14 protein-coding genes are annotated in these 17,743 nt (G+C 44.9%); 7 read left to right on the top strand and 7 right to left on the bottom strand.

What is annotated here, in order from left to right; all coding sequences use genetic code 11:
• Positions 1–48 precede the first annotated feature (48 nt).
• From BUR09_RS10650 to BUR09_RS10630, 5 genes are all read left to right on the top strand, one after another.
• Entirely contained in the window at positions 49–900 is an 852-nt protein-coding gene (locus BUR09_RS10650; RefSeq protein ID WP_074216914.1) for a glycerophosphodiester phosphodiesterase, read from the top strand.
• Between the two features lie 668 nt (positions 901–1,568).
• Positions 1,569–3,302: an adenine deaminase gene (gene ade / locus BUR09_RS10645; protein ID WP_074216913.1), complete on the top strand. Its 1,734-nt coding sequence runs from the start codon at positions 1,569–1,571 to the stop codon at positions 3,300–3,302.
• A 568-nt stretch (positions 3,303–3,870) separates the two neighbouring features.
• Positions 3,871–5,037: an efflux RND transporter periplasmic adaptor subunit gene (locus tag BUR09_RS10640; protein ID WP_074216912.1), complete on the top strand. Its 1,167-nt coding sequence runs from the start codon at positions 3,871–3,873 to the stop codon at positions 5,035–5,037.
• A complete protein-coding gene (locus BUR09_RS10635) occupies positions 5,037–8,150 on the top strand; it encodes an efflux RND transporter permease subunit (RefSeq protein ID WP_074216911.1) in 3,114 nt (1,037 codons plus the stop codon). Before BUR09_RS10640 ends, BUR09_RS10635 begins: the two co-directional genes overlap by 1 nt.
• Positions 8,151–8,227: 77 nt before the next feature.
• Positions 8,228–8,719: a MarR family winged helix-turn-helix transcriptional regulator gene (locus BUR09_RS10630; RefSeq protein ID WP_074216910.1), complete on the top strand. Its 492-nt coding sequence runs from the start codon at positions 8,228–8,230 to the stop codon at positions 8,717–8,719.
• A 432-nt stretch (positions 8,720–9,151) separates the two neighbouring features.
• On the opposite strand, the gene larC is transcribed toward BUR09_RS10630, so the two are convergent.
• A complete protein-coding gene (gene larC / locus BUR09_RS10620) occupies positions 9,152–10,315 on the bottom strand; it encodes a nickel pincer cofactor biosynthesis protein LarC (RefSeq protein WP_074216908.1) in 1,164 nt (387 codons plus the stop codon).
• Positions 10,316–10,538: 223 nt separating this feature from the next.
• On the opposite strand from larC, the gene BUR09_RS10615 reads away from it, so the two are divergent.
• Positions 10,539–11,216: a CBS and ACT domain-containing protein gene (locus BUR09_RS10615; protein ID WP_074216907.1), complete on the top strand. Its 678-nt coding sequence runs from the start codon at positions 10,539–10,541 to the stop codon at positions 11,214–11,216.
• Positions 11,217–11,769: 553 nt separating this feature from the next.
• A complete protein-coding gene (locus BUR09_RS10610) occupies positions 11,770–12,087 on the top strand; it encodes a TusE/DsrC/DsvC family sulfur relay protein (protein WP_074216906.1) in 318 nt (105 codons plus the stop codon).
• Between the two features lie 187 nt (positions 12,088–12,274).
• Here the strand turns inward: BUR09_RS10610 and BUR09_RS10605 are convergent, their stop codons facing one another.
• From BUR09_RS10605 to BUR09_RS10580, 6 genes are all read right to left on the bottom strand, one after another.
• A complete protein-coding gene (locus BUR09_RS10605; RefSeq protein ID WP_074216905.1) occupies positions 12,275–12,550 on the bottom strand; it encodes a hypothetical protein in 276 nt (91 codons plus the stop codon).
• 366 nt (positions 12,551–12,916) lie between these two features.
• On the bottom strand, positions 12,917–13,990 hold the full coding sequence (locus tag BUR09_RS10600; protein WP_074216904.1) for a nucleoside hydrolase: 1,074 nt from the start codon (positions 13,988–13,990) through the stop codon (positions 12,917–12,919).
• Positions 13,974–15,203, bottom strand: a complete 1,230-nt coding sequence (locus BUR09_RS10595) for an ABC transporter substrate-binding protein (RefSeq protein WP_245796730.1) — start codon at positions 15,201–15,203, stop codon at positions 13,974–13,976. The genes BUR09_RS10600 and BUR09_RS10595 overlap by 17 nt, the downstream gene beginning before the upstream one ends.
• A gap of 269 nt (positions 15,204–15,472) precedes the next feature.
• Positions 15,473–16,270 carry a sulfite exporter TauE/SafE family protein gene (locus tag BUR09_RS10590; RefSeq protein ID WP_074216902.1) on the bottom strand — a complete coding sequence of 266 codons (798 nt, stop codon included), beginning with the start codon at positions 16,268–16,270 and terminating at the stop codon, positions 15,473–15,475.
• A 42-nt stretch (positions 16,271–16,312) separates the two neighbouring features.
• Positions 16,313–17,035, bottom strand: a complete 723-nt coding sequence (locus tag BUR09_RS10585; protein ID WP_074216901.1) for a FadR/GntR family transcriptional regulator — start codon at positions 17,033–17,035, stop codon at positions 16,313–16,315.
• Positions 17,036–17,321: 286 nt separating this feature from the next.
• Positions 17,322–17,681, bottom strand: a complete 360-nt coding sequence (locus BUR09_RS10580) for an ArsR/SmtB family transcription factor (RefSeq protein WP_074216900.1) — start codon at positions 17,679–17,681, stop codon at positions 17,322–17,324.
• Positions 17,682–17,743: the final 62 nt, after the last annotated feature.

Here is a 17,743-nt window from a genome sequence, read left to right as displayed (position 1 = left end):
TTGCTATTTAATTCAACCTAACTCTGGCAGCCTGTACAGGAGATTCCTGTGTTTACTAATAAAGCGAACGAACGCATTACCTATGCGCACCGTGGTGCACGAGCCTACGCTCCGGAAAACACCATGCCCGCGTTTCACAAAGCCTTAGAATTAGGTGCTGAAGCGATTGAGCTTGATGTAAACCTGACAAAGGATGGATACGCCGTTATTTTCCATGACTTCGTACTCACCCGCACTACCAACATTGCAGAACTCAAACATCTGCAAAAAAATGGCGAAAAAACAGGCATCCATCACCTTACTCTCGAAGAAGTACGATCACTTGATGCAGGTAAATGGTACGCAGAAAGCGATCCTTACGAACAAATTAAAAGCGGCACTGTTCCTGCTAAAATCGCAGAAGGATTTACCGGAACAATCATTCCTACACTGGATGAACTTCTCTTTTTCATCAAAGCGTCCAACATGCTGCTCAACCTTGAAATCAAAGATCAAACTAAGATCGACGATAACACCCACACTATCGTACATACGATCCTAGAACATATTCAGAAGCATGGTTTGGAAGAACGAATCCTAATCTCTTCTTTCAATCACGATTACCTCAAGACGATCCATGCAGAAATGCCAGAAATGGCGTTAGGAATTCTCACGGAAGAACGTATCGAAAACCCTGTTGAGTACTGCAAACAGCTTAATGCTGTTGCCTACCATCCATGCCGGACATTCACCACAGCAGACGACATCAAAGACCTGCGTGAAGCCGGAATTTTGGTCAACATCTGGACAATCAACTGTGAGCACGAACTCTACGCGTTTGCCAACTGGGGGGCCAACGGACTTATCTCTGATTTCCCTGACCGTGCTGGTACCGCCATACAACTAGTGACTTCGCGTTAACAGCACACCGCTAACAGGAGTTCTCCAGATAAATAATTTCAGGAAAAAATGGCATAATCACTCTCCACTTCAAGACATGCACTACCAACTGATGCTGTCGCGAAATATTTTGATTTGCCATTATCCGGAGAACTCCTATTGAAATGCAATACTCATCCCCACCACCTAGTCTACATGAACTACAAGTTCTCACTTCCTTTGTGGCGCTGAGCCCTGACCTTTCGGCCTTGCAGGTAAAAAGAAACCACTCACCTGATAGATAGTGCTTTTAGAGTCAATACTGATACAATGTTCGAACGTCTGATGTTACTCACAGCTAGTAAAGTATCTACCTTGGCAGGCAAGTCAGCATTACGCGTATTCAGAACAACAGAGTTTACGGCAACATCTCGAGTACAAGGTGATATGATAATAACCGCACAAGGTCTGAAGCACATGGAAAGGATTGATGCCGGAAGCATGCTGAATTCGTATGAAGTCAGATACAACTTGTTCAACGAAAGCGGACAAAAAACTGAGATACACCGTACAATGCAAGTATCATCAACACGTTACCAAAACTCATAAAGAACACTTCTCTTCTCCTTTCATCCAGACGTGTTACATGATATTGGCTCCGTACCTAATACGACATTTTTACGCTGTATAATTATATATAAGGAAAGATCATGACTGAACGTGAAGCTCTTGCTCGTCGCATCGACATGGCAGCTGGACGAACTCCAGTAGATACTCTCATTACCAACTGTAAGGTTGTTGATGTTTTCTCTCAGACAATTTTTGAAAGCCCTGTTGCCATTGGCGACGGTAAAATTGTCGGCTTCGGTGAATATGAAGCTGCCAAGATCATTGATGCCGCTGGTGGATACGTTATGCCTGGCCTGATTGACGGTCACGTTCATATTGAATCTTCTGTTGTTTCTCCAGCTCAGTTCGCAAAATGCGTTCTACCATACGGTACAACCACTATCATTGCAGATCCACATGAAATCGCTAACGTCTGTGGGCTTGAAGGTATCCGCTACATGCTGGATGCATCCAAAGACCTGCCGCTGAACGTACGCATCATGCTTCCTTCCTGTGTGCCAGCGACCCCATTCGAAAACTCCGGTGCCACTCTTGAAGCAAAGGAACTTTCCGAGCTCATCGACCAAGAAGGCGTGCACGGGCTTGCAGAAGTTATGAACTTCCCTGCTGTTATCAACAGTGACCCTGCAATGCTGGATAAAATTTACATGGCTGCATCCCGTGACCGCGTAGCAGACGGTCACACCCCTGGTTTATCCGGTCGTGACCTCATCGCCTATGCTGCGTCCGGAATCAAAACTGATCACGAATGTTCAACCGTAGAAGAAATGCACGAGCGCATCCGCCTCGGCATGTACGTGCTTATTCGTGAAGGTTCTGCAACCAAAGACCTTCGTGCACTTGCAAAAGGTCTTACCGATGCAAACTATCGCCGTTGTGTCTTCTGCACCGACGACCGCGAACCCGCAGACATTCTTGCAAACGGCCATCTGAACAAAAACCTCAAAATTGCTGTTGAAGAAGGCGTTAGTGCACTTCAGGCAATCACCATCGGCACTCTGAACGCTGCTGAATGCTACGGTCTCAAAAGCAAAGGTGCTGTCGCACCTGGTTACGATGCAGACATCATGATTGTTCGCGACCTCACTGACTTTGAAGTAAGTCACGTGTTCACCAATGGTGACCATATTGCGAAAAATGGCACCCTGCTTATTGAAACACAGGAACTTGTACGTGAGTCTGTTCGCGATACCGTGAACCTTTCCGACATCTCTCTTGGTGCCCTCAAGCTCAAACTTTCCAGCAACAAAGTACGCACAATGCGCGTTATTCCGGATACCGTTCTCACCGAGTCCGTCACCAAAGAGGTTGTTCTGGATGAAGAAGGCTGCTTTAACGCAAAGCAGAACGAAGGACTTGCAAAAATTGCTGTGGTAGAACGACACAACGCCACCGGAAATATCGGTCTCGGCATCTTTGAAAACTACCACATCAAAAACGGTGCAATTGCCACCACCATCGCTCACGATTCACACAATATCGTTGTGGCAGGTGATAACGACGAAGACATGCTCGTAGCCATCAACGATCTCAAAGAAATCGGCGGCGGCATTACCCTCGTTCGTGAAGGTAAAGTACTTGGACACCTTGCACTGCCAATTGCTGGACTCATGTCCGATCAGCCAGCGCAGGAAGTTGCAGCAAAAATGGAAGAGCTGTTGACCCTTGCAAAAGAATTCAACATCAACCCTAAATTGCAGCCGTTCATGACCCTCAGTTTCATGAGTCTTCCTGTAATCCCGGCTCTTAAGCTTACAGACGGCGGTCTCTTCGACGTAACCACATTCTCATTTGTGCCTGTTGAAGCTGACTAAGGCTTACCTCGACAGACAGGAGAACACCAGTCATTGTCACTTGTGACCACAGCCATTTAAAATAATAAGCACCCCGTAATAAAAAAAGCATGCACCGTTCAGTGCATGCTTTTTTTATTTTCGGACCCTTTTTAACAGGCTGAGTAACAAAAGAAGTGCTTAATCCTTTTATAATGCTTCCCTCTAGGAAGGGACGACATAGCGGAAGCAAGATTTCAAAAAATTACGTAACTACCATATTGATGACAACGACTCCATAGCATTAGGTACTTACAATGACTCAATTCTTAACGGGATTGCCTAGCTAGACTACTCATTAAAGACTAAAGTTTTTTTGCTACCTAGAGCACGGAAGAAAGGCTTCACTTCTTTTTAGGGCGGATAACTTAGACTCTTTCACACCCAATCACATCAGTATAATATCTTAATTTTAAATCATCTTTTCTTCTCATAAAAATCCATCATTCATTTCTTGACCGACTCCATGGCTAATTATACTGATATTGGCTACCTGCCTATTAATTAGCGTGCTAACGATTATATATACCTATTGGGAGGGCATTCTCGAATGACAAATAGAAACTTCTTACTACTGATAATATACGCACTTCTATCTCTGACTTTGTTGATGAGTGGATGCAGCAACGAAACATCTGCATCTCAGGCTGCAAAGACACCTCCGCCGCCAATGGTTGCGACAAGTATTGTTGCTAAAAAAGATATCCCGCTCACCCGTGAGTATGTTGGACAAACAGCCGGCTCCCGTGAGGTACAGGTACGTGCCCGTACTGGCGGTATCTTACTGGAGCGTACCTACATTGAAGGTAGTTGGGTTGAAGAAGGCGACGTACTTTTTAAAATTGACCCAAAACCAGCTCAGGCTGCGTTCGATCAAGAAAAAGGTGACCTGGCAAAACTTGAAGCAAAACTTCAAAACGCTAAACTTGAGCGTAACCGTATTGCTTCCCTTCGTGATGCAAAAGTAGTCAGCGAACAAGAATACGACGACGCCGTTGCTGCATTTGAAAGCGCCCTTGCAAGCGTAGAGGCAGCGAAAGCACGTGTTCGCGAGGCAAAAATCAACCTTAGTTACACTGAGGTTACGGCTCCTATTTCCGGCATCACCAGTAAAGAAACACGCTCTGAGGGCAGCCTTATCACTCTTGATGAATCCGGCAGCCTACTCACCACAATCACAGTGCTTAACCCTTTGTATGTCAACTTTTCCGTTCCGGGTACAGAAGCTCTGTCTATGCGCCGAATGATGGACAATGGTAGTGCCCGACTTGCAGAAGAAGGCTATACCCTGCAACTGCAGCTGACTGACAACACCCGCTTAGGTGAAACAGGTAAAATTAACTTTGCAGACAAAATGGTAGACCCTAAAACTGGCACAATCCGTATGCGTGGGCAGTTTGAAAACAAAAACGGGCTGCTGCTTCCAGGGGAATTTGTGCGTGTAATTATTGAAGGAGCCATTCTCAATAAAGCTATCACCGTACCACAAAGCGCAGTGCTGTTTACCAGTAACACACCACTCGTATATGTACTTGATAAAGACAACGTAGCTTCTCCTCGTCCTGTAAAGCTTGGCGAAACAGTGGGTAGTGACTTTATTATTAAAGAAGGCTTGCAAGGCGGCGAACGAATTGTTTCTCAAGGCATAATTAAAGTTCGTCCAGGATCAGCTGTAAATCCGGTTTCAGCTAAAGCAGCCGCTCAAGGGGACGCGTAATGTTCGCACGTTTTTTTGTTAACCGTCCCGTTTTTGCTACGGTACTTTCTGTGCTTATCGTACTTGCGGGCTTTCTGGCGATGAAGGCGCTGCCTATCGCTGAATTTCCGGACATTGTTCCCCCAGAAGTCGAAGTCAGTGCGAGCTATCCAGGTGCCAGTGCGGAGGTTATTGCACAAACCGTTGCGGCCCCGCTTGAACAGCAGGTAAACGGTGTACAAGACATGCTGTACATGCGTTCAGTCAGTGCCGGTGACGGTTCGCTGACCTTGTCTGTTACCTTTGCGGTAGGTACCGACCCTGACCAGAACACTATTAACGTAAACAACAGAGTACAGGCTGCACTTACCTCTCTGCCTGAAGAAGTACGCCGTCAAGGTGTTACCGTAAGTAAAAAATCTTCTAACATGCTGCAGGTACTCAGTGTTTTCTCTCCGGACGGACTTTACGACACGGTGTACATCAGTAACTACGCCCTTGTTAATATTATAGACGACTTAAAACGTCTGCCCGGTGTAGGTGACGCTGTAGTGTTCGGTGCTCAGGATTATTCCATTCGTATATGGATTCGTCCTGACCGCCTCGCACAGCTTGGACTCACACCTTCCGATATTGCCTCCGCAGTGCGCGAGCAGAACGCCCAGTTCGCAGCTGGCGCTATCGGTAAAGACCCGCTCTCTTCCCCTGTAGAGTTAAGCTATACTGTTACGACACAGGGACGTATGACTAATCCTGAAGAGTTCGGAGAAATTATTCTGCGCGCCAACCCCGACGGTACAATACTCCGCCTTAAGGACGTAGCCCGTCTGGAACTTGGTGCACAAACATATTCACTGCGTGCAAAAAACAACGGTAAGCCATCAGTTGCACTCGGCATTTACCTTTCCCCGGGGGCTAATGCCCTTGAAACAGCTGAAATTGTTTCCAATAAAATGGCAGAACTATCTCAGCGTTTTCCTGATGGAATTGAATATTCCATTCCGTACGATACAACCACGTTCGTACGTATTTCTGTAGACGAGGTTGTAAAAACACTCATCGAAGCATTCGTGCTGGTATTTGCTATTATCTACTTGTTCCTGCAGAACTGGAGGGCCACACTTATTCCATGTCTGGCTGTACCAGTATCTATTATTGGTACTTTTGCAGGTATGTATCTACTTGGCTTCTCCATTAACACACTGACACTCTTCGGTCTGGTACTAGCAATCGGTATCGTAGTTGACGACGCTATTGTTGTACTGGAGAACGTAGAGCGCATAATGAGCACTGAAAAGCTGCCGCCAAAAGAAGCCACGATCAAAGCTATGCACGAGGTTACCGGACCTGTAGTTGCTATTGTTCTGGTATTGTGCGCAGTATTTGTACCTGTTGCATTTATGGGTGGACTCGCCGGTGAAATGTATAAACAATTTGCGGTTACTATTGCTGTATCTGTTACTATTTCCGGCATCGTAGCGCTTACCCTTACTCCTGCGCTCTGCGCACTGATGCTTAAAGAAGATCACAGCCAACCTCTGGCGCCATTCCGCTGGTTCAACCGATTCTTTGACAGTATTACAGCAAGATATACTGACGGCGTACGGGTACTGCTGAAACGTTCAAGTATCACCATAGCACTTTTTTGTGTGGTTATCGGCATTACATGGAATGTTTTCCAGAAAGTTCCAGGGCAGCTTGTACCAAACGAAGACAAAGGTACCCTTATTGCCATGGCCATGCTGCCTGATGGCTCATCCCTGTCACGAACCGATGCCATTACAGATGATCTTGTCGGGCGTGTTCTGAGTACAGAAGGGGTAAGAGGTACTATTTCGCTTGCCGGCCTTGATCTATTCTCCGGCAGTATGAAGTCCAATATGTCTACGACCTTTATCACACTTGATGACTGGAAAAAACGTAGTGAGGAAAACTCTTCCTTTAATATTGTAAAAGGAATCTTCCGCGACACCTACTCCATTGTGGACGCTTTTGTACTGGCCTTCAACATGCCACCTATCTCCGGAATGAGTAACACCGGCGGTTTTGAAGCATTCCTGCAAAGCCGAAGTGGTGCAGGTGTGCGTGATCTTGCGGAAAAAGCACAACTGGTTGTTAAGGCAGCAGCTAGCCGTCCGGAACTTGCCAACGTAACCTCCAACTTCAGCGTTAACGCTCCGCAACTGGATATCAGGCTGGACAGAGAAAAAGCCAAGTCTATGGGCGTACCTGTAAGCCGTGTGTTTGAAACAATGCAGGCAACATTCGGTGCTTATTATATCAACGACTTCAACAAGCTTGGACGTACCTTTAAAGTACTAATTCAGTCTGAATCTGACTACCGCCGTACTCCTGAAGATATCAGTAACGTGTATGTGCGTTCTAACAACGGAAAAATGATTCCACTGACAGCGCTAGTTACAGTAAAACAAGTTACTGGCCCTGAGGTTGTGGAACGTTTTAACGTATTCCCTGCCGCAAAAATCCTTGGTGGTCCGGCCCCCGGTTACAGTTCCAGTCAGGCACTGCAAGCCATGGAAGAAATTGTTAAGGAAACCCTGCCTGCTGAGTACACTCTTGCGTGGACTGGTTCCGCGTATCAGGAAAAAACAACTGGCGGAACCTCCGTTCAGGTATTCGTACTCGGTCTGGTAATGGTATTTCTTATTTTGGCTGCACAATATGAAAAGTGGAGCCTCCCTCTGGCTGTTATTATGGCAGTTCCGTTTGCACTCTTTGGTGCAATCCTTGCGAACTTCAGCCGAGGGCTGGCAAACGACGTGTACTTCCAGATTGCGCTTGTTACTCTTGTGGGTCTTTCCTCAAAGAACGCAATTCTCATTGTTGAGTTTGCATCTATGCTCCACAAAGAAGGTATGAGCGCCTATGATGCCGCTGTAGAAGCTGCAAAACTTCGCTTCCGCCCAATTGTTATGACATCCCTTGCCTTTATCCTTGGCGTTGTACCTTTGGCTATCAGCTCCGGTGCTGGTGCAGCCAGCCGTCACTCCATCGGCACTGGCATTATTGGCGGTATGCTTGCCTCCACATTTATTGCAACTCTTTTTATACCTTCGTTCTATCGCGCCATTATTGCGTTTACTGAGAAGGCATTAAAAAAAGATAATAAGTAATCAACCTGATTGAGAATAGAGCTGATTGCGTGTATCCATACGCTTTCAGCTCTATTTTTTTGTAACAGGAATTTTCTATGTCATCTCCATTACGAGCCAAAATACATAACGCCCCGAGAGAAGGCGGTAAAAAACTTGGGCTAACAATCTCTGAAGTTTCAAGAGAGTGGCGGCAACTGATTGATCAACGATTAATGCACCTGGGCGTCAGCAATGCCCGATGGATTGTACTTTATACATTAGACAAGCTTGGAGAACCTGTTTCTCAAAAAGTCCTCGCCGAACATATAGGTATTGAGGGACCTACTCTTGTACGTATGTTAGACAGGCTGGAAAATGACGGATTGATTCGCCGCAAACAATCAAAAAAAGACCGGCGAATAAAACTTGTTGAGTTGTGCGAAAAAAACGATGACTTGCTGGACTCTATGATGGAAACTGCCATTGGCATCAAACAAGAGCTCATTCAAGATATACCAGAAGAAGACCTTGCAACCTGTCACAGAGTACTGCTCACTATCAGGGAACAGCTGTTAACTAAACTTGATAAAAAGATCGATCTTGATTGATTGTCTTATAAAGAAGCTAGCAAATTAAAAACTTCATTGCTTAATTAGCTAATTTACCTGCATCTTTCCCTCTGGCGGACTGAGATAACAACCCTTGCCCTGAAAAGGAGACACCCCTTGATTTGGGGTATAGTTACTAAAAAAAACATACCGGTCTCCCGTGAATATTTTTCTTGGCATCATGCCCTCATTTATTCCGGAAACCGATATGGTCTTTTTCTATATTTAAGTAGCGAAAGAAACCGCGTGAGAAGTTTAGAAATAAACTATCCTCATCTGACAAAAGCTATACAAAGAAAGCAGGTCATCTTTTCTCAACCTGAAACTGTTTTCGAAAACCCCAGAATACAACTCACGACAATGAATCTAATTTCCTACCAGCTAGCTGGAGCAATATCGTACATCGTGAAAAAGCTGCTATAGGATTACTAGTTACTTTTTCTTGTCAAACAGCATGTACCGAAGTTCTGGCAGACTACGTCCAGTTTTTTTAGAGAACTTAAGAAGTTCTTCATATTCAGGCTTAGAAATTGTCATACCGTCAATGGTGTAACTTTTTCCTTCCATTTCGCCAAAGGGAGTCTCTGTACGTTCTTCCTTGCGCGGCAACAGTACACGCTCTGTCTTCTGTCTGCGGATTCCAAGCGTGTGGGTATGAGCAAAAAACAACTGCTCAATTTGCGCAAGGTCTTCCGGCTTACAAAGCACTTTAAGGCTACCTGCGGGACGATTCTTTTTCATAACCCCAGCCGTGAAAAACACGTCGAGAGCTCCAGCATCCATAAATATGTCAAAACATCGACCAAGTTCTTCGCCTGTGAGATGGTCTATGTGACTTTCTAGAACATAGATTTCATCTACACTTACCGCTTGGTCGAAAGAGGAGCTTTGCTCTTGTTCTAGCAGGCTGATGCGGATCCCCCCACCGGATTCTCGATGTCCGTAGCCTGTACCTGTATTCAAAAGCACTCCCTCGGGACCAGAAGTAAAATCTGTTACGAGCTGGTCTATAAGGAGCGCCCCTGTAGGCGTTATCAACTCTTGTTCATGCTCAGTTGCGAACACAGGCTTTCCTTTGAGAAGCTCAAGTACTGCCGGAGCGGGAAGCGGCAACGTCCCATGTTCAGACTCAACTGTTCCGGAAAACCACGGAAGTTTCGACGCGGCAATATTAGTAATACCAAACTGCTCTACTGCCCAGAAAGCACCAACAACATCCACAAGAGTATCTATCGCCCCCACTTCATGAAAATGCACTTCCTGCACGGTCTTGCCATGTACGGCAGCCTCTGCTTCTGCAAGACGATTAAATGCATAAATTGAACGCTTTTTCACTTCAGAAGAAACAGCAAGCCTTTCTATTATAGCCAGAATTTCAGGCAAGTGACGAAGAGGCTGTCCGTCCGGCCATTCTACAGAAAGAGTTGTTCCAACGATTGATTGGCGTAATGTACTTGTGGGAGTTATTGATAAGTAAATCCCCGCTTCAATGAAAATCCGCTGCAATTGCGACAAATCAACACCAAGTTCATGCATGGCAGCCAAAAACATATCGCCGCCAAGTCCGTATCTACAATCCAGATACAACGCTTTCATTCTCTATTTCCTTCCATCGCAGAGAGATTACAAACACCATAAACCGTAACATACAGTATAACATACTAATCTGATCTAATATCTACTAAGCCAACAAAGGTGCAAAGTACAGTCGCTTTGGCAGAGTAATTTTCGCTTGTTCACCCATAAAATAAATGCTTATATATAAAACAAGTATACTATAAATGAACAAAAGTATGAGTGTATTTCAGGAGGAAAAATCATGCTGATTCGCGACTGGATGGCAAAAGATGTAATTACTGTCTCGCCCGATACATCAATGATGAAGGCCTCCAAGGCTTTAAAAGCAAAAGACATTAGCCGTGTTCCAGTTGTGGATCACGAGGGACGTGTAGTTGGGATTGTCTCAGATCGAGATATTAAGGAAGCGTCCCCTTCCAAAGCTACAACGCTTGATGTTCACGAGCTCTACTACCTGCTCTCAGAAATCAAAGTTAAAGATATCATGACAGTTGACCCTGTTGTTACTAGCCCTACCAACACTGTTGAAAATGCTGCCATGCTAATGATTGAAAAAGACTTTGGTGGTCTTCCTGTAGTAGATGATGACGGCAAGCTGGTTGGTATTATTACCGTTAGCGACATTTTCAATGTTCTCATCACAATTACCGGTGTTCGCCACGGTGGCGTTCAATTCGGCATTCGCTTGCCTAACGAAGCAGGCACATTGCGCCCTATTCTCAACATAATGCGTGAGCATAAAGCCCGTATTGTTTCCATCCTCTCTTCCATGGAGGAAGAAGAAGGAAAAGGCACACGTGATGTGCATATCCGCATTATGCCAATGGAACGTACTAAAGAGAACCAGATCATCGAAGAGCTAAAAAGTAAATTCAATGTGATCTTCTGGGCACGCGACAACGTTCACCCACAACAATAGTACATCACCTATTCTGTAATCCGACAAAGCGGCTCACCTGAGCCGCTTTCTTTTTCTAGCTACCCAATAAAAGTGATTACTCGCTACCCTTGATATCCGTACCTTTCCCCGATAATATATCAACACTACTACCGCCCAGTTGCAACCATGCAACCGGTTTTATAATTCACACCTAAGCCACTCTGGACTAGCACTTCTGTTGGCAATTCTTTTTTTCAGCAGGCTACGGTAACATGTTATTATCCGTAACAATATCTACAGTTAAGGACGCTTGTGTTTTTTTGTACACTATGGCATCTTAGCGCCGGTGATAGCACTTGTTTTTCGATTTTTCTTGCCTCGTAAGACAACAAGAAAAATCGAATTTTGTTGGCTTGCCCATTGACAAAATGACTATCACGGCTTTAACAAGTCAGTGTTTGCTTTATAGAGCAAATCTGGATGGAGACAAGCAGTGGATCACTGCTTTACATCAGGTTGTCAGCTGTTGCTGCAACCCGGCATATGTCTGAGCTAAATATAACGCTTATAGACCATGTCCAAGGAGGACAAAATGGCTGAAATTACTTATGAAGGTAAATCTTTCGAAGTTGACGAAGACGGCTTCCTGCTTAAGTTCGAAGAATGGTGCCCTGAGTGGGTTGAGTATGTAAAAGAATCCGAAGGTATCACCGAGATTACTGAAGATCATCAGAAAATCCTCGACTTCCTTCAGGACTACTACAAAAAGAACGGTATCGCTCCTATGGTGCGTATCCTTTCCAAAAACACCGGCTTCAAACTGAAGCAGGTATACGAACTCTTCCCTTCCGGTCCTGGTAAGGGAGCATGTAAGATGGCTGGTCTTCCTAAGCCTACCGGCTGCGTATAGTCAGCTGATCTTACAGTTTGAGCATGTAAAGCGGGAGATTTATTCTCCCGCTTTTCTTTTGCCCGATAAACACCATATGAGACGCAAAAGCATTCTACCCTACAAAAACACACGTCCCCTCAATGCTTTTGCACCAAGGGGACACATGCCACAACTAAATCGCCTAACAGCTTGATATGAAAATAGCTTAATGCTCGGTAGTCATATCTGCGTTATCAAGCAAATCAATCCATTTCCTCTCTTCTTGCAACAACTCGTTTTCCAGAGCTAATTGCACAGACTCTTGTGTTTCACGCATTGTTCCAAACAGGTTCTCTACGTGTCCCACTATATCACGCATTATCTCGGGAGAGACTACGAAATCGCCGCAGTCATTTTTCTTAACAGAACGCAGCGTTCCGGAAAATTCTGAAAACTCTTTCCCAAGTTTTAAGATCATATTATCCATTGTGTTTTTGAGCACGGTGACCCTCCTGCTTACATATTCCATTCTCTGAATCAGTCCAAAACTCTTTAACCAGATAAAAAAGTTGAACTTTCAAGATGCCGCCTAAAACATCCGCAGAGAATACAATCTAGCCTATTAATTTTACAGGACTTTTTAGCCTGTAAATGCTTTTCCTTTTCGCTTGAAATGCACACTAGACCGCAGGTCATTTTGCAACAAGTATATTTTTTTCCACAACCAGTGTAAAGTTAGGAACAAATCCAAGTATTTTAATGATACAGGGGATTTTCAAGCTTAAAAAATAGGGGCAACTATAACCATGCTCATCGTACTAATTGAACTAAAAGTAGCAAGTAACGCCTTAAAAAACCAATTATTTCTTTAAACATTAGATTCTAATGACACGGCTCGACATAAAAAATCACACAGACTCTTCTCAGCCCACGCGGTGTCTACGTTGACAGCTACCTTGACCTTCAACATGGTTGCATAATCAGCACTTTTACACAGACTTCGAGCCTCTTGTGGAAAAAGTTCGTATCCTGCTAGAAAGCTTGGTATGTCTGCATTCATACATCGGTATGTACATACTGACGTGTTCAACAGGGCGAACATTGCCAACGGATCATGCATATGCGCACCGACAAGCTTTCGTTCGGCAATACTCCACTTCAGCCATGGCTCAATACTCCGAATAAGATACTCTCCTAATGCCCCTCTTGCGACAGACCTCATTTCTTGCAAATGAGTATCCCGTAAGTACACGTGACTTGTTACATTAGCAGAGATAAATCGTACCGGAATTCCAGCCTGCAACACCTCTGCTGTTGCCTGTTTATCGTACCAAGTATTAAACCTAAGGGTTGTTTCCCACACTTCTGGAGGGATATCGGCGGTATCCCATTCAAAGGCAAGTTCCCCCTCCCGAGGCTCAAACGTGCCTCCCATATGCACTACTTCCTTAATCAACGGTGCGATATCAGGTGCTTTCCGAAGTGCAAGAGCAAGATTTGTAAAACTTCCCAGCGCAACAACCACAACCTCATGTGGATTTTTCTGAACAACATCAATCAACACATCTACACCAGATGGAAGACCGGAAACATCAACATCGGGTATCACCGGAGCAGTATCCCAATAAGTTGCTCCTGTTCCGGCAGCTTTTGCATCCAAGAATTGATGATGCAGCCCCCTATCACCAGAAAGGGGGGTTTCCGCCCCTAATCCTACTGGAATATGTGTCATTCCGAATTGTTTGAGTAGATACAACGTATTCCGTGCTGCCTCGTATGCCCTGCAATTACAGGCAGAAGCAACTATTGCCTTTACGTCTATTTGCTCAGAAACAAGACTTACAATCAGCGCTATGCCGTCATCCAAATCACGTACAGGCATACCAAATGCGTTGTCTGTATCAACAACAATCGGAATAGATTTACTATTTTTTAAGGACATGCTTTTCCCAGCCTTTTTCCAATACCTCCAACCACTCAGAAGGAATTTCAGGAACGGCTACGGCGTTCAACTCAGCAGGTTTCAATGTTGCTACGCCAAGGTTAACCGCAGCAAACTGTGCTGCCGTATCTGTAGGTAGCTTATTCATATCCAAAACAGGAAAATCCCCCCACACTTTTGGTGAAAATTTGGAAAGTTGTGCCTCAGGAGAAATCAGATAGTTCATTACAACCAGTGCACCGGACTTATTGGAGGCATTTTTGGGAATTGCTGTAAAGTGCGTATTGTAAATAGAACCTTCATTCATAACAAAAGTACGCACACTTTCTGGGTAGGTTCCATCTAAAATACGGTTTTGTGCATGGGTCGGGTGATATGCCATCATCATGTCAATTTCACCACGTGAAAACAGCGTAGCCTGAAATGCAGGATCCTTAGGGTATGCTCTTCCCTCCTGCCACAGATATGGAGCGATTTCATTCAAGTAGGCCCAAAGCTTTGGTGCATTCGCATCATACAGCGCTTGATCAAATCCACCTAAATACTGCGTATGCCCACCTGTTACAGCATAGAAGGCCTGACGAATAAATGCAGAGCCTGTGAAATCCGGTGGAGACGGGTAGGTAAATCGTCCCGGATTCTCTTTTACCCACTCTTTTAGAGCTGCAAAGGATATTGGTGGTTTCGGTGTACGGACGCTGTCGTACTCAAAAACAAATTGAGCGCGACCATATGGAGCCTCATACCCTTCAACAGGATATCCAAAATCTGTGGAGGCTTCATCAGGATTCACATACGCTTTAAAGTTAGGTAAAAGCTGCGTCACAGGTCCTTCAAGCAAATCTGTTTTTCGTGCATTTTTAAAATTTTCCCCATTAATCCAAAGCAGATCAATGCTGCCTTTTGCTTTTCCGGCACTCTTTTCAGCAAGCATTTTGTTCATGAAGACAGGTGCACTCATTGGCACTCGCTCAATGGTAACCCCGTACTGTTCCTTAACAGCAGGCGTAACCACATTATCAATCCAATCGTTCACATTATTCATGCCGCCGTACATATAAAAACGCACAGTCGAACCCTTTGCGAGTGCCACATGCTCTTCCCAGCTACTGTCTTTCACACCCTGCTGCTTTTCTTCAGAACCACAACCAGTTACCAACAGAAGCAATAAACATGCTGCCCCTATAACCAATAAACGGATAACCTGTTTCACATCCACCTCGTACTGTTGAATGCCAGAGACAAATGACTGAGTTCACATTTTTCAAATTACGTCGAGCACAACAGCGTCATTTCCATACCCGCTATCACAAAACTGTATGCTCAAATTTCCCGGAAATCAGGGACGTAATTTCACATACGCGAAGAATATCCTAAGATACCAACCATCAACCTGCATCCCCACTTACCACTACGCATAAAAAAAGGCACTCATTCTAACATGAATAGAGTGCCTCAATAGATTATGCTGATTTGTATCAGTTAAAACAAACTCAATAGCATTTTAGTTGCCACGACAAACAACAATATCGCAAAAATTTTCTTAAGCTTTACGACAGGTAAGGAGTGCGCCAGTTTCGCTCCGAGGGGAGCTGTAAACCAACTAGCACTAATAATTCCGAGCAAAGCCGGAATATACACATATCCAAAAGAATACGCCGGAGTTATCGGATCAGAAAGCCCTGTAGCCACATATCCAATAGTTGAGGCAACAGCGATTGGGAACCCGATAGCAGAAGCAGTCCCAATAGCGACATGCATCGGTACATTACAGAAAGAAAGGAACGGAACAGACATAGTACCACCGCCGATACCAACGATACTGGACACCATACCGATTACACCGCCAACACCGGTAATACCCACTGTTCCCGGAAGCTCACGGCTGGATTTAGGTTTGATGCCAAGCAGCATCTGTGAACCCACGTAATAGAGAAAGCAAACAAAAAGGCCTTTCAAAAATCCGGAAGACATACGTGAAGCAACTTCTGCCCCAAGCAAGCTACCGATAATAATGCCCGGTGTAATCAGACGAAATACATCCCACCGAACTGCACCACGCTTATTATGCGCTCTAAAACTTGCCACTGAGGTGAACATAATCGAAGCAAGGGAAGTACCCAGCGCCAGATGCATCAACACTTCAGGTGGAATTCCCTGCAATGTATAACTAAACACCAACAACGGAACAATAACCAAACCGCCGCCGATACCCAGCAGCCCTGCCAGCACACCTGCAAATGCCCCAACAGCCAGATACAAAAGCACCACTGAAATCATAGAAATTCTCCATTCTCATTACAACAAATAAGGGGCGGATTGCTATTCCCCTTCCAATTCGGAAAGCGCCAGCGACTCAACATACGCTATGTGTTCATACATCTCCTTGCGCGCCGTCTCAGGATCTCTATTTTCAAGCGCGCGTAAGATACGTTCGTGCGTCTCAATAGCCCAGTGTCTGCGATGACTGTTCTCCAAGGTAAATTCTAAACTTTGCGCTACAATATCGTGAATACGCGTCACCATTTCCAGCATAACGCTGTTTCTGGTTCCAGCAGCAATTAACTTATGAAATGCACAGTCTGCTTCGGAGCCATTACGCCCCTGACTGATTTCTTCAATTTGTTCATCCAGAATACGCCGCAACTCCTGCAGCTCTTCTTCTGTAATATACTGTGCCGCAATAGCAGCTATCTGCGGCTCAATAACCTTTCGTAATTCGAGCACTTCGACGTAACGACACTTATTTCTATCCAGTGCCGCAGAAACGGGTTTTCTCCCCTGTGCTTCTTCTATTTTGCGCACATAGGTTCCATCCCCTTGTCGTGAAAAAACAAGCCCCTGCTCTTCCAGCTTACGCAATGCCTCACGCACTCCATGGCGGGATACCGAAAAAATTTCTGCAAGCTTACGTTCTGACGGAAGACGTTTACCCGCAGGAAATTCTCCACGGGTAATGAGATCTCGCAACTGTTCGGCTATGCTTTCATGCACCCGACGCTGCTTAGCACTCTGACTGTTTGTTTCTTTTCCAGACGACGGCATACGTACTCCTTACATATGTAACTCACTCTACCATGGTCGGTTTACCAGAGCTACACATATTGGTCAGACCAATATCGACTTGATAGCAAGTGCAAAATTATCTGTAAACCCAAAAGACCACGCACATCCAGCTCCATGTGTATCTCATGCAAGTAGTACATTGATATAATGCTACTTTTTGTTGACATAAAGATACTACACCACAAAAAAGCCAAGCTCTACCTGCGCAATGCGCTGCTGGAGCTTGGCCATTTTTTTAGTATGTCAGTGTTGACTGGGGAGAACATTACCCTTCAAGAATATGTTCGAGAGCTGTAGAAAGAAGTACAGTCACATGATCATCAGCAAGGGAATAATATACGTTTTTTCCAACTTTCCTATACCGGACAAGCTTTGCTGCCCGTAACAATCGTAGCTGGTGTGAAACAGCCGGCTGACTCATTCCGATAATCGTCACAAGATCACATACGCACAGTTCATGATGCGACAATGCATTAAGAATACGCACACGAGTTCCATCGCCTAAAATCTTGAATAATTCTGAAAGACTGCTCATATGTTCAGCAGAGAGCATGGCCTTTCGTACTTCTGCCACTGCTTCATCATGAACACATGTTATCTGGCAAACAGGTGTAATTTCTGCCACCCGCTCCTCCTGCAAAGTTAATATACCAACAGAGTAATTCTGCTTATCGGTAACGATACTGC

Source organism: Halodesulfovibrio marinisediminis DSM 17456, assembly GCF_900129975.1.
GTDB classification, from domain to species: Bacteria; Desulfobacterota; Desulfovibrionia; order Desulfovibrionales; family Desulfovibrionaceae; genus Halodesulfovibrio; species Halodesulfovibrio marinisediminis.
This window is presented reverse-complemented; position numbering and strand designations above follow the sequence as displayed.